The organism is Bradyrhizobium sp. USDA 4369, assembly GCF_054056435.1.
The window spans coordinates 6,775,956-6,788,886 of the sequence record NZ_JBSRYH010000001.1; the positions used below are offsets into that span (position 1 = coordinate 6,775,956).

A 12,931-nucleotide genomic window follows, 5' to 3' on the forward strand; every position below is an offset into this window, starting at 1 on the left:
CCACGGCGGCGCGGCCGCCGTGGCGGTCGCCGTCGGCGCGGCGGCATCGATGACGGTCTGGCCGCATCGATCAGCGACGATCTTGCACCGGCCTCCGCGTCCGAGGCCGAGGCCGCCGTCGCCGATTTCGACGGCAACGGCGCCCCCCACGGTGACGAGCCGGAAGCCCCGGTCGAGGCTGCCCCCGCAGCGGAAGTCGCCTTGGCCGAACAGCCCGTCGCACCGGCAGCTCCTGCTGCAATCCAGCCCGAGACGCAGCCGGCCGAACCTGCGAAGGCCGAGCCCGAGAAGACCCCGCGTCGCTCGACCGTGCGCGAGAAGGTCAGCTTGTTCACCGAGCCCAAACCGGACAGCGCGGCTGTCTCGGTCAACGTTGCCGAGAGCACCCCCACCGTGGCTGCTGCGGCGCCGGAGCCGGTGACGACCGAGCCGAGCGCGACCGAGCCCACTCCGGAGGCCGCGCCCGCGGCCCCCCGCAAGGCAGGCTGGTGGTCGCGCCGTTTCGGCGGCGGCCAATAAACCCCGCCACCAGAATCATCCGCAAACGCAAACGCCCGGCCATCTGGCCGGGCGTTTCTGTTTCGCGGGCACGCTTCGAATGAAGCGCGGCCGGCGCCGGTGGCGGCGCCTCAGCCGGTCGTGATCGCGGTCTCGACGTCGGACGGATCGATCTCCCGGTTGAGCCGCTTCTGCAGAAGGTCATGGTCGAGCTCGCCCTCCCACCACGACACGAACACGGCGGCAATGCCATTGCCGGTGATGTTCGTCAGCGCGCGCACCTCGCTCATGAACTTGTCGATCGAGAACACGATCGCCATGCCCGGCACCAGCGCCGGGTTTACCACCGACAGGGTCGCGGCCAGGGTGATGAAGCCCGCGCCGGTCACGGCCGCTGGCGCCCTTCGACGTCAGCATCGCGACCAGCAGGATGGTCATCTGCTGCCCCCATGTGAGCTCGACGCCGAGCGCGTGCGCGATGAAGAGCGTCGCCAGCGTCATGTAGATGTTGGTGCCGTCGAGATTGAACGAGTAGCCGGTCGGCACGACCAGGCCGACCACAGGCTTGGAGCAGCCGAGCCGCTCCAGCTTCTCCATCAGCTGCGGCAGCGCGCTCTCCGAGGAGCTGGTGCCGAGCACGATCAGCAGCTCGTCCTTGATGTAGGAGATGAACTTGAAGATGCTGAAACCGACGAAGCGCGCGATCAGGCCGAGCACGATGACCACGAACAGGGCAGCCGAGATGTAGAACACGACGATCAGGCCGATCAGGTCGCCGAGGGCTGAGGGGCCGTATTTGCCGATCGTATAGGCCATCGCGCCGAAGGCGCCGACCGGGGCCGCCTTCATGACGATGGCGATCACGCCGAACACGGCGTGGGCGGTGTCGTCGATGACGTCACGCAGCCGATGGCCCCGTTCGCCCAGCGCCATCAGTGCGAAGCCGAACAGGATCGCGAACAGCAGCACCTGCAAAATGTCGCCACGCGCGAGCGCGCCGACCACGCTGTCCGGGATGATGTTGAGGACGAAGTCGACCGACTTCTGCGCCTGCGCCTGTTTGACATAGCCAGCGACAGCAGCCGCATCCTGCTTCTCGGCGAGACCGTGTCCGATCGGCGCGAGATTGCCCACGATCAGGCCGATCAGTAGCGCGAAGGTGGATACGATCTCGAAATAGATCAGCGCCTTGATGCCGACCCGGCCGACCTTGCTGGCGCTTTCGATATGCGCGATGCCGGACACGACGGTGCAGAAGATGATCGGCGCGATCACCATCTTGATCAGCTTGATGAAGCCGTCGCCGAGCGCCTTGATCCAGTCGTTGGTGGCCAGGTTCGGAAACAGCCACCCGACCAGCACGCCGATCACGATGGCGATCAGCACCTGAATATAAAGGATTCCATACCAGGGCTTCTTCGCTGCTTGCAGCCGGGTACCCTGCGTCCCGGCATCAGTTGCTGCCACCATCGGGCTTACCTCATCCACCTTTGCCGCGTCGGGCCTTGTGTCCCAGCCCACGCGAGCCGCCACCTCAGGCAAATTGTGACACGGGAGTCAATGGTGGCGACGGCCGATATCCCGTCGTGCCGGGCTCAGCCCAGCCCTATCCGAGCCAGCGTGCGATCCGGGCAACAGCCTCCCGCATATCCTCAGCCGAACGTGCATAGGAAAAGCGCACGAAGTTGCGGCCGTGAATCGGGTCAAAATCGACGCCCGGCGTGGCCGCGACATGGGTCTCCTCGAGCATGCGCTTGGCGAAATCCAGGCTGTCCTTGGTGAACTCGGAGACGTCGGCATAGAGGTAGAACGCGCCATCGGCGGGCAGAAAACGGCTCAGCCCCGCCTTGGGGAGGCCCTCGATCAGGATCCGGCGGTTCTCCTGGTAGCCATGCTTGATGCCGTCCATCTCGGCGCGACCATCGAACGCCGCTTCAGCTGCGATCTGTGACAGGGTCGGGACCGAGATCGCGAGATTCTGCTGCAGCCGCTCGATCGGACGGACGAGCGCATCCGGCACCACCATCCAGCCGACCCTCCAGCCGGTCATGCAGAAGTACTTGGAGAACGAGTTGATGATCAGCGCATCCGCGGTCAGTTGCGCGGCAGTCACGGCAGGAAAAGCGTAGTCGAGACCATGATAGATCTCGTCGGATACGAAGCGGATGCCGGCGTCGCGCGCAGCCGCAATCACGTCGCCCAACGCCGCGCGCGACATCATGGTGCCTGTCGGGTTGGCGGGGCTCGCCACCAGGACGCCCTTGAGCGGCGTCTTGCGATGGGCCGCCAGCAGCGCCTCGCCGGTCAGCGCATGCCGGGTCTCGGCGGTGGTTTCGATCAGCACCGGCTCACAGCCGAGCGCGGTCAGGATGTGACGATACGGCGGATAGCCCGGCACCGTGACGGCCACGCGATCGCCCGGCTCGAACATCGCCAGAAAAGCGAGGATGAAGCCGGCCGAAGACCCCGTCGTGATCACGATGCGGCCCGGATCGATGTCGCAGCCATAGGTCTCGCGATAGTGCCGCGCAATGCGTCCGCGCAGCGAGGGCAGACCGAGCGCCGAGGTGTAATCGATGCGGGCCTGATCGAGCGCGGCATGCGCGGCCGCCAGCGCGGTCCGCGGCGCCGGCGCCGCCGGTTGGCCGACCTCCATGTGAATGACGTGACCGCCGCCGGCCTCGATCCGCTCCGCGGCGGCCATGACGTCCATCACCATGAACGGAGGAACGTTGCTGCGGGCGGATGGTGCCGTCAGGCTTGCGATCCGCTGTTCCATTGTCGGTATCACTGTCGCGTCCACCATGGATATCTGCTATTGACCCGGCTGTTCGGACCCGTTCTCTGAGCCGGCCCGAGCCTGCGTCGCGGACATCGCTCGCCGCAGATGAGCCGCATTCCGCAGTTTGGTGGGCAATAGCCCTTATCGAGCCTCACGCCAATTGCAAAGATCGCCTGATGTCGCTCCGTATCGCGCTCCGTAAGAGATTGTCCGGTGGATTCGCCGCGCTCGTCGCGATTGCCGTCGCGCTCGCGCCGTTCGCGTCGGCCTCGGCGCAGCAGGGCAAGGGACCGCCGATCCTGCGCGACACCGAGACCGAGGTGCTGCTGCGCGAATATACCCGGCCGATCCTGCGTGCCGCGGGCCTCGAAAAGCAGAACATCCAGATGGTCATCATCAACGACGCGTCCTTCAACGCGTTCGTCGCGGACGGCCGCCGCATCTTCGTCAATTACGGCGCGATCATGCAGTCGGAAAATCCGAACCAGCTGATCGGCGTTCTCGCCCACGAGACCGGCCATCTCGCCGGCGGCCATCTCGCCAAGCTGCGCCAGCAGCTCGCGACGGCCCAGACCCAGATGATCATCGCCACGATTCTCGGTGCCGGCGCACTCGCCGTCGGCGCCCGTGGCGGAGGCAACAGCGGCCTGGCCAATGCCGGGGCCGCCGCGCTGTCGGGCCCGGGTGAGGTGATCCGCCGCTCGCTGCTGTCCTATCAGCGGCAGCAGGAGGAGAACGCCGACCGCGCCGGCGTGAAGTTCCTCAGCGCCACCGGCCAGTCGCCGAAGGGCATGTACGACACCTTCAAGCGCTTCACCAATGAGAGCCTGTTCGCGGCCCGCGGCTCCGACCCTTATCTGCAGTCCCATCCGATGCCCGCCGATCGTGTCGAGGCGCTCGAGGGCCTGGCACGGCAGAGCCCCTACTGGGACAAGAAGGACGACCCTGCGCTGCAGCTGCGCCACGACATGGTCCGCGCCAAGATCTCGGCGTTCATGGAGCGGCCGGACACCGTCGCGCGGCGATATCCGCTGTCGGACAACAGCCTGCCCGCGCGCTATGCGAGGGCGATCTCGACCTATCTCCATGGCGACCTGCGCAGCGCGTTGAGCCAGATCGACGCCTTGATCCAGGCCCAGCCGAACAATCCCTATTTCTACGAGGTACGCGGCCAGGCCCTGCTCGAAGGCGGCCGCCCGGCCGAGGCGATCGCGCCGTTGCGCAAAGCCGTGCAGCTCTCCAATAACGGCCCGCTCATCGAGATGTTACTTGGCCAAGCCTTGGTGGCATCCGAGAACAAGGCTTACACTGACGAGGCGATTTCGATCCTGCGCGCCGCCGTCGCGCGTGAATCCGAGGCGCCGCTCGGCTACTCCCAGCTTGCGATGGCCTATGGCCGCAAGGGCGACTATGCCGAGGCTGATCTGGCCTCGGCCCAGGCGGCGTTCCTGCGAGGCGACAACAAGACGGCGCGCGAACTCGCGTCGCGGGCAAAGACGCGGTTTGCCGTGGGTTCGCCGGGCTGGGTCAAGGCCGACGACATCGTCACGGCAAAGCCGCTTTCGGGCCAGTAGAACGAAGAGATTACTGCTATCATCGGACCATCTTATCAAGATACCGCTCACAGCCATCGACAAGGACCCGATCATTTGACCAAGAGGACCGCCTTCATGCCGTCATTCCGCACGCTCGTTCCCGCGGCGCTGCTCGCGCTCTCGTTCTGCGCCGCCCCGCTGGTCGCGTCGGCAGAAAGCATCTCCGACAGCCAGCGCGGCGAGATCGAGACGATCGTCAGGAACTACCTGATCTCGCATCCCGAGGTGCTCGAGGAGGCGATGGCCGAGTTGCAGAAGCGCCAGACCGCCGCGGAAGCTGCCAAGCATGAGGCAGGCATCGCGAAGAACGCCGACACGATCTTCAACTCGCCGCGCGGCGTCGTGCTCGGCAACAAGGACGGCGACGTCACCTTCGTCGAGTTCTTCGATTACAATTGCGGCTACTGCAAGCGCGCGATGAACGACATGATGGAATTGATGAAGAGCGACCCGAAGCTGAAGGTCGTGCTCAAGGAATTCCCGGTGCTGAGCCAGGGGTCTGTCGAGGCCGCGCAAGTCGGCGTCGCGGTGCGCATGCAGGCGCCGCAGAAATATCTCGACTTCCACCAGAAGCTGCTGGGCGGCCGCGGCCAGGCCGACAAGGCCCACGCGCTCGCGGTGGCCAAGGAGCTCGGCCTCGACATCGCCCGCGTCGAAAAGGACATGGCGAGCCCGGAAGCCAAGGCGACGATCGAGGAGAACTTCAAGCTCGCCGAAGAGATGGGCATGAACGGCACGCCGAGCTACGTGATCGGCAAGCAGGTGGTGATCGGCGCGGTCGGCGTCGAGGGACTGCGCGAGAAGATCAGCACCGCGCGCTGTGGCAAGGCGACCTGCTGAGCCCACCGCGCCGCGTGAAGACATCCTCCCCAAAAGGCCGGCTGAGCAGCCGGCCTTTTTCATTGCGCGGATTCACTGCGCGGAGAGCCGCTCAGGGCCGGGCCTTGGCCGCTTCCGTCAGCGTCATTTGCAGCCGCGTCCGCAGCGCCTCGCGGATATGGGCACGCGCGATCGCCTCGGCGCGGTCGGAATCGCGCGCTGCGATCGCGTCGATCAGTTCGCCGTGCTCCGCGGCGGCCGTGACCGGCCGTCCCTCCGCCGCGAACGTCGTCGTCCCCAACAGCGCGGTGGCGACGTGCATGTCCTCGAGCGCGGCGTCGAGATAGCGGTTGCGGGCGGCACGCTGGATGGCGCCGTGCAGCAGCCGGTTCAGCCGGGCGAGCCCGGGCGCGCCGCCTTCCCCGCGCGCGAACCGCGCATGAATGTCGCGCAGCGCCGCGATCTCGGCCGGCGCGGCATATTGCGCGGCCAGCCGAGCCGCCGCCCCCTCCAATATTTCGCGCATCGCGTAGAGCTCGAGAATTTCGCCCTGGTCGAGGCTGCGCACGATCAGGCCGCGGCCGCCGGCCGGCTGCACCCACCCCTTGGCGACGAGCTTGCCGAACGCTTCGCGCACCGGCGTGCGGCTGACGTTCAGCTTCTGGGCGACCTCGTCCTCGCGGAGACGGTCGCCGGAGCGGTAGACGCCGTGTTCGAGCGCCCGGCACAGCGATCGGAATACCGCCTCTCCGAGCGAAACATTGTCGCGATCGATGGTGAGCACGTGTGCGTCTGAGGACATGGAGGCCACTGTCTCACAGCGCCGGCGAAAGCGAAAGGCTGTTGCATATTTTTGTATACAATAGTATACGATGAATGGATTGCCGCCCTTGGCGCGTGGCGAGGCCGGTTCGCCTGGCCATTGCTCGATGCGCTGTGTGAGGAGCCGGTTGACTTGGTTGCACAGAGAGAAATCGGATGAGTACGGGCGACGGCGACATCGCCGACCATCCTTTGGCCTACGACGTCGTGGTCGTGGGCGGCGGCAACGCGGCCCTCTGCGCCGCCATTTCGGCGCGGCGCGCGGGAGCGTCCGTCATCGTGCTCGAGGCTGCGACCAAATTCTATCGCGGCGGCAACACCCGACACACCCGCAACATGCGCTGCGCCCATGATGCCGCGACAGCGACGTTGAGCGGCCCCTACACCGAAGACGAGTTCTGGGACGATCTGTTGCGCGTCACCGAAGGCCAGACCAACGAGCAATTGGCGCGGATGATGATCCGCGAATCCAAGGAGATGCTCACCTGGATCGTCGAGCAGGGCGTCCGCTTCCAGCCCTCGCTCGGCGGCACGCTGAGCCTCGGCCGCACCAACTCGTTCTTCCTCGGCGGTGGTCGCGCGATGCTCAACGCCCTCTATCTCACTGCCGAACGGCTGGGCGTCGAGGTGCACTACGAATCCGAGGTCGTCGCGTTCCACATCGACCAGACTCGCTTTCGCGCCGCAATCGTCCAGCGCGGTGATCAGCGCATTCGGATTCGCGGTAAGGCGCTGGTGGCGGCGGCCGGCGGCTTCGAGTCCAACATCGACAAGCTGGTCGAAGGCTGGGGCGAGATCGCCCGCAACTTCCTGATCCGCGGCACCCCCAACAACCGCGGCACCGTGCTGGACCTGCTGCTCGGCGCCGGTGTCGACAGCATCGGCGATCCGACCCAGTGCCACGCCGTGGCGATCGATGCACGGGCGCCGAAATATGATGGCGGCATCATCACCCGGCTCGACTGCGTCGTGTTCGGGATCGTCGTCAACAACAAGGCCGAGCGCTTCTACGACGAGGGCGAGGACGTCTGGCCGAAGCGCTACGCGATCTGGGGGCGGCTGGTCGCGGCGCAGCCTGACCAGATCGCCTATATCATCTTCGACTCGAAATCCGCGAACCTGTTCATGCCCTCGCTCTACCCGGCCGTCGCGGCGCCGAGCATCGGCGAGCTCGCCGGCAAGCTCGGCCTTGATCCCGACAGGCTGTCAGCCACCGTCGCGCAATTCAACGCAGCGGTGCGCGACGGCACGTTCAACCCCGACATCCTCGATGATTGCCATACCGAGGGGCTGACGCCGACGAAGTCGCATTGGGCGCGGCGCATCGACACCGGGCCCTATTACGCCTATCCCGTGCGCCCCGGCATCACCTTCACCTATCTCGGCGTGCGCGTCGATCACGAGGCCAGGATGATGATGAAGGGCGGCGGTCCGGCCGACAACATGTACGCCGCGGGCGAGATTATGGCCGGCAACGTGCTCGGCCGCGGCTATGCCGCCGGCATCGGCATGACCATCGGCAGCGTGTTCGGCCGCATCGCCGGCCGGGGAGCAGCACGACATGCAGCGTAGCGCGACATTGACCGAGGCGGATCGCCTGATGACGATCTGCAACTCCTGCCGCTATTGCGAGGGTCTGTGCGCCGTTTTTCCCGCAATGGAAATGCGCCGCGCCTTCACGAGCGGCGACCTCAATTACCTGGCCAATCTCTGCCATTCCTGCGGTGCCTGCTACGTCGACTGCCAGTTCTCGCCGCCGCACGAATTCGACGTACGAGTCCCTGCAGTGCTCGCCAAAGCGCGGCGCGAGAGCTATGCCGACTATGCTTGGCCGCGCGCGCTCGCGCCGATGTTCAGACGGAACGGCCTCGCGATCGCGCTGGCCGCCGTCCTGAGCGTCGCCATATTCATTGTCGGATTCGTCGCCTTCAACGATTCGACGGCGTTGTTTGCAGCCCGGCATGGCGCCGGATCATTCTACGCGCTCATGCCTCACAATATGATGGCGCTGGTGTTCGGCGCGGCCTTCCTGTGGGCGATGATCGCCTTCATCAAGGGCGCGCGCGCTTTCTGGACGGATATCGGCGAGCCGAACGCGCCCCTCACCGAGCCGCGGCCGTTCCTTCGCGCGGTGCGCGACGCGACCAACCTGCGCTATCTCGATGGCGGCGGCGTCGGCTGCTACAATGAGGACGAGCGGCCCAGCGACAACAGGCGCCTCTATCACCATCTGACGTTCTACGGCTTCCTGCTCTGCTTCGCCTCGACTAGCGTCGCAACGCTCTATCACTACGTCCTGCATCGCGAAGCGCCCTACCCGTTCTGGGATCTGCCGGTCGTGCTCGGCACGCTCGGCGGCCTGGGCATTGTGATCGGGCCGATCGGTCTCTATGCCGCGAAGCGCAAGCGTGACGCTGCGCTGATGGACCCTGGAAGCCGCGGCATGGACGTGGCGTTCCTCGCCATGCTCCTGCTGACCGGCGTGACGGGTCTGGCTCTGCTGCTGCTGCGCGAGACGAACGCCATGGGCGTGCTCCTGGCGCTGCATCTCGGCGCCGTGTTCGCGCTGTTCATCACCCTGCCCTATGGCAAGTTCGTGCACGGGCTGTACCGCTTCCTGGCGCTCGTCCGCTACGCCAAAGAGCGCCACGCTGATTAGTCCCTGCAACACGTCTCGTGAATGCAAGAGAGCTCCGCGTGAATGCAAGAGAGCTGCGCGTTGTGCTGCGTTCATGAGCCTGAGCATCCGTTCATAAGGTCGCGAGCCGCGACAAATCTCTGGAACCAACACAGACGCACGGAACGACTCCTATGTCCTGCCGTTGTCGGCGCGGGCAGTGCCAATGACAGAGGAGGATACGGAATGACTAATCGCTTGATGGTATCAGTTGCTGCGATCGCGCTGCTGGCCGGTGCAGGTTTCGCTCACGCGCAAGGTGGCGGCGCCGGCGGCGCCGGTGGGCAGTCCGGCGGCGCTGCGATGCAGGGCGGCGCGAGCGGCGGCGCCTCGACTGGCACGAATGCGACCGGCGGCGCGATGAATCGCGACAGCGCCTCGCCCTCTACCGGTGGTTCATCCGACATGCGCTCCAGCCAGTCGCAGCAGAAGTCTGGCACCGAGACACGCGGCCAGCGCGCCGAAGACGGCATGAAGGGCCCGGCGACGAAGAGCAGCAGCTCCGAGACCGACAAGGGCGGCGCCAAGAACATGAAGGCCGAGGGCCACGACAGTAAGAGCGGCAGCAGCGCGGCTGAGAACCGCGACAACCGCAACGGCACCAGCACCAATGCCGAGACCAAGACCGGCGGTGACCGTTCCCAGACCACCACCGGACAGGCCGGCGCCGGCGCCAAGCTCTCGACCGAGCAGCGCACCAAGATCACCAGCGTGATCCGCAGTCAGCGGGTCGAGCCGGTCACCAACGTCAACTTCAACATCTCGGTCGGCACCCGCGTGCCGCGTGACGTCCGCTTCCATCCGCTTCCGGCCGAAGTGGTGACGGTCTATCCGGAATGGCGCGGATATGACTTCATCCTCGTTCGTGAGCAGATTGTCGTCATCGATCCTCATACCTTCGAGATCGTCGCGGTTCTCGACACCTGATCCCCGACCAGGCAGGTGACGGGACAAGGGGCGGGCAGCAATGCCCGCCCCTTTGTGCTGCGCAACCACAATCGGCACGTGCAGCGCCAGCCTGGCCATGGTTAACGAGCCGTTTCCGCGACTTGCCCCGTTTTTTCGCGGGGCGGGCAAGCCCCGATCCAGGGCGGCCCGGCTGCCGAAAGGCTTCCCCTTGGCGGCTTTGTTACCTATAACGCCGGCCACCGCCGCCACACCGCCGGGATGGGAATGGCCGACGACGCGCAAAAGACGATTTACGTCCTCAATGGACCCAACCTCAATCTGCTGGGCACCCGCGAGCCGGAAACCTACGGCCACGCGACACTGGCCGATGTCGAGCGTCTGTGCGTCGAGACGGCGACGCGGTTCGGCCTCGTGGCCGAGTGCCGGCAGTCGAACCACGAAGGCGTGCTGGTGGATTGCATCCATGAGGCCCGCGTCAAGGGCGTGGCCGGCATCATTCTCAATGCTGGCGCGTATTCCCATACCTCGATCGCTTTGCACGACGCGCTCATGGGCGTGAAGATCCCGACGGTCGAGGTGCATATCAGCAACATCCACGCCCGCGAGAGCTTCAGGCACCATTCTTTCACGGCCAAGGCCGCGTTTGCGTCAATTTGTGGCTTTGGAATCGACGGCTACCGACTCGCGATCACCGGCCTCGCTGCAAAGATTGGTGCCACGACCGACACGAAGTCCGACATCAAGGCGCAAGCCTGACGTCCTCGCCCTCACGTCACACAACGTTTCTGGATCACGATCATGGCGCCCCAGCCCGACGACAAGACCTCCGCTCAATCCCAGGACAGCCAGCTCATCCGCGAGCTTGCTGCGCTGCTGGATGAAACCAGCCTGACCGAGATCGAGTTGGAGCGGGCGGGCCTGCGCATCCGCGTCGCCCGCAACGTCACCATCGCCGCCGCCGTTCCCTCGGCGGTCCCGTCCGCCGCGGCCGGCATTCCCGTGGTCGCCGCGGCGAGCGCGGCCTCGGTCGGCGCCGATCTCTCCAAGCATCCGGGCGTCGTGCCCTCGCCGATGGTCGGCACCGCCTATTGGGCTCCGGAACCCGGCGCCAAGCCGTTCGTCGAGGTCGGCACCAAGGTTTCGGTCGGTCAGACGCTGATGATCATCGAAGCCATGAAGACGATGAACCAGATCCCGTCGCCGCGTGCCGGCACGGTGACGCAGATTCTGGTTGAGGACGGCCAGCCGGTCGAGTTCGGCGAGCCGCTGGTGATCATCGAGTAGGCGCGCGTGGCGAATGGCGAGTAGCGAATGGTCGCTGCTTTCCTGCTCGCCACTCGCTATTCGCCATTCGCTTCGTAGGACACCATGTTCGACAAGATCCTCATCGCCAATCGCGGCGAAATCGCCCTTCGCATCCTCAGGGCCTGCAAGGAGCTCGGCATCTCCACCGTCGCGGTGCATTCCACCGCGGATGCCGATGCCATGCATGTCCGTCTCGCCGACGAGAGCGTCTGCATCGGTCCGCCGCCGTCGAAAGACAGCTATCTCAATATCCCCGCTTTGCTCGCCGCCTGCGAGATTACCGGAGCCGACGCCGTCCACCCCGGCTACGGCTTCCTGTCCGAGAACGCGCGCTTCGCCGAGATTCTGGCCGATCACAACCTGCATTTCATCGGGCCGAAGGCGGAGCACATCCGCCTGATGGGCGACAAGATCGAGGCCAAGAAGACCGCCAAGCGGCTCGGCATTCCCGTCGTGCCGGGCTCCGACGGAGCCGTGACGCCCGACCAGGACGCGATGGCGATCGCCAAGGAGATCGGCTTCCCGGTGCTGGTCAAGGCCGCCGCCGGCGGTGGCGGCCGCGGCATGAAGGTCGCGCATACCGAGGCCGACCTGCAGCTGGCGCTGACCACCGCGGCCAATGAGGCCAAATCGGCATTCGGCGACGCCTCGGTCTATCTCGAAAAATATCTGCAGAAGCCGCGTCACATCGAGATCCAGGTGCTCGGCGACGGCCGCGGCGGCGCCATCCATCTCGGCGAGCGCGACTGCTCGCTGCAGCGCCGCCACCAGAAGGTCTGGGAGGAAGGCCCCTCCCCGGTGCTCGACGCGGCCGCCCGCGCCAAGATCGGCAACACCGTCGCCAAGGCGATGCAGGAGCTGAAATATATCGGCGTCGGCACCATCGAATTCCTCTACGAGGATGGCGAGTTCTATTTCATCGAAATGAATACCCGCATCCAGGTCGAGCATCCCGTCACCGAGATGATCACCGGGATCGACCTCGTGCTCGAGCAGATCCGCATCGCCGCCGGCGGCGACCTGCCGATGACCCAGGACCAGGTCGTGATCAACGGCCATTCGATCGAATGCCGCGTCAACGCCGAGAACCCGGTCAGCTTCCGTCCCTCGCCAGGCAAGATCCTGCAATACCATCCGCCCGGCGGCCTCGGCGTCCGCATCGATTCCGCCGTCTACCAGGGCTATGTGATCCCGCCTTATTACGACTCGCTGGTCGGCAAGCTGATCGTTCACGGCAAGAGCCGGGTCGAATGCCTGATGCGGCTGCGCCGCGCGCTGGACGAGATGGTGGTCGACGGTATCGAGACGACCCTGCCGCTGTTCCGCGCCCTGGTTCGGGAGCCCGCCATCATCGACGGCGACTATCACATCCACTGGCTCGAACAGTATCTGGCCGGCCAGCAGACGGACTGAGCGGCTTCGCCCAGAAAAACTGTCGTCCAGGGCGGAACCAACCCGTTGCAGCTGCGTTCTGCTCGGTCGGAACTTTTCCGCCAGGGGGCAGTGATTACCAACGACGTGCGA

11 protein-coding genes and 1 pseudogene are annotated in these 12,931 nt (G+C 65.7%); 9 read left to right on the forward strand and 3 right to left on the reverse strand.

Going from position 1 to position 12,931, the window contains the following annotated elements:
* The first annotated feature begins 201 nt into the window (after positions 1-201).
* Complete coding sequence (locus tag ACVIJ6_RS30700; RefSeq protein ID WP_456775767.1) at positions 202-519, forward strand: hypothetical protein; 318 nt, start codon at positions 202-204, stop codon at positions 517-519.
* 110 nt (positions 520-629) lie between these two features.
* Here the strand turns inward: ACVIJ6_RS30700 and dctA are convergent.
* Positions 630-1,968: pseudogene (gene dctA / locus ACVIJ6_RS30705) on the reverse strand (C4-dicarboxylate transporter DctA).
* 136 nt (positions 1,969-2,104) lie between these two features.
* On the reverse strand, positions 2,105-3,304 hold the full coding sequence (locus ACVIJ6_RS30710; RefSeq protein ID WP_456775768.1) for a pyridoxal phosphate-dependent aminotransferase: 1,200 nt from the start codon (positions 3,302-3,304) through the stop codon (positions 2,105-2,107).
* A 152-nt stretch (positions 3,305-3,456) separates the two neighbouring features.
* Between ACVIJ6_RS30710 and ACVIJ6_RS30715 the strand changes: the two genes are divergently transcribed.
* The gene (locus ACVIJ6_RS30715) at positions 3,457-4,854 is read left to right on the forward strand and encodes a M48 family metalloprotease (protein ID WP_456775769.1); all 1,398 of its coding nucleotides are present in this window, start codon (positions 3,457-3,459) and stop codon (positions 4,852-4,854) included.
* A gap of 96 nt (positions 4,855-4,950) precedes the next feature.
* On the forward strand, positions 4,951-5,715 hold the full coding sequence (locus ACVIJ6_RS30720; RefSeq protein ID WP_456777116.1) for a DsbA family protein: 765 nt from the start codon (positions 4,951-4,953) through the stop codon (positions 5,713-5,715).
* 91 nt (positions 5,716-5,806) lie between these two features.
* Here ACVIJ6_RS30720 and ACVIJ6_RS30725 read toward each other — a convergent pair whose 3' ends face one another.
* A complete protein-coding gene (locus tag ACVIJ6_RS30725; protein WP_456775770.1) occupies positions 5,807-6,496 on the reverse strand; it encodes a GntR family transcriptional regulator in 690 nt (229 codons plus the stop codon).
* 176 nt (positions 6,497-6,672) lie between these two features.
* Between ACVIJ6_RS30725 and tcuA the strand changes: the two genes are divergently transcribed.
* The 6 genes from tcuA (at position 6,673) to accC (ending at position 12,820) form a co-directional block, all read left to right on the forward strand.
* Positions 6,673-8,088 carry an FAD-dependent tricarballylate dehydrogenase TcuA gene (gene tcuA, locus ACVIJ6_RS30730; RefSeq protein WP_456775771.1) on the forward strand — a complete coding sequence of 472 codons (1,416 nt, stop codon included), beginning with the start codon at positions 6,673-6,675 and terminating at the stop codon, positions 8,086-8,088.
* The gene (gene tcuB / locus ACVIJ6_RS30735) at positions 8,078-9,175 is read left to right on the forward strand and encodes a tricarballylate utilization 4Fe-4S protein TcuB (RefSeq protein WP_456775772.1); all 1,098 of its coding nucleotides are present in this window, start codon (positions 8,078-8,080) and stop codon (positions 9,173-9,175) included. Before tcuA ends, tcuB begins: the two co-directional genes overlap by 11 nt.
* A gap of 204 nt (positions 9,176-9,379) precedes the next feature.
* Entirely contained in the window at positions 9,380-10,120 is a 741-nt protein-coding gene (locus ACVIJ6_RS30740) for a DUF1236 domain-containing protein (protein ID WP_456775773.1), read from the forward strand.
* A gap of 246 nt (positions 10,121-10,366) precedes the next feature.
* On the forward strand, positions 10,367-10,858 hold the full coding sequence (aroQ, locus tag ACVIJ6_RS30745) for a type II 3-dehydroquinate dehydratase (RefSeq protein ID WP_456775774.1): 492 nt from the start codon (positions 10,367-10,369) through the stop codon (positions 10,856-10,858).
* A 42-nt stretch (positions 10,859-10,900) separates the two neighbouring features.
* Positions 10,901-11,386 (forward strand): acetyl-CoA carboxylase biotin carboxyl carrier protein, encoded by a 486-nt coding sequence (accB, locus tag ACVIJ6_RS30750; protein WP_456775775.1) that lies wholly within the window; start codon positions 10,901-10,903, stop codon positions 11,384-11,386.
* Positions 11,387-11,470: 84 nt separating this feature from the next.
* On the forward strand, positions 11,471-12,820 hold the full coding sequence (gene accC, locus ACVIJ6_RS30755) for an acetyl-CoA carboxylase biotin carboxylase subunit (protein WP_456775776.1): 1,350 nt from the start codon (positions 11,471-11,473) through the stop codon (positions 12,818-12,820).
* Positions 12,821-12,931 lie beyond the last annotated feature (111 nt).